Below are 517 nucleotides of genomic sequence, written 5' to 3'. Positions count from 1 at the left end.
TCCCCGGATCAAAGCTTGCTTACAGCTCCCCGAGGCAGTATCGTTGTTCGCCACGTCCTTCATCGGCTCCTAGCGCCTAGGCATCCTCCGTGTGCTCTTAGTAGCTTAACCATTCGACTCCTGTTTGCCTCGCCTCGCTCCGTTGTTTTGTGCTTCGCACAAAGCCAAAGTCGTTCTTCGATTCAAACACTCGTCTGCTACTTTTATTACTTGGTCTTTCAATGAAGACACAAGCAGCTAAAAGGATATTTCTAAAACGCAAATTCGTTTCGTTATCTAGTTTTCAAGGATCAACAATCAATTTTTCGGTTCATCACGGATGTGTGAATGAAAATTTGATTCAACACCCGGTTTTTCAACCGGACTTATATCATACCATCCTCAGCACTGCTTGTCACCAAGCAAGTTCTGGAAATCGTATGCGAGAGTTTGAACTCTCAAAACTGACCAACGAGTGAGATCGTTTTGCCTTACGGCATATTTGAATGTTTCCTCGCAGGAAACGATTCTCCATAGA

1 rRNA gene is annotated in these 517 nt (G+C 44.5%); it reads right to left on the bottom strand.

What is annotated here, in order from left to right:
- Positions 1–111: ribosomal RNA gene (locus AC27KL_RS28245) — 23S ribosomal RNA — on the bottom strand; the annotation flags it as partial.
- Positions 112–517: the final 406 nt, after the last annotated feature.

The organism is Paenibacillus sp. YAE3, from assembly GCF_057546105.1.
Note: the sequence above shows the minus strand (reverse complement) of the source record. Positions and strands in the feature narration are given on the sequence as shown.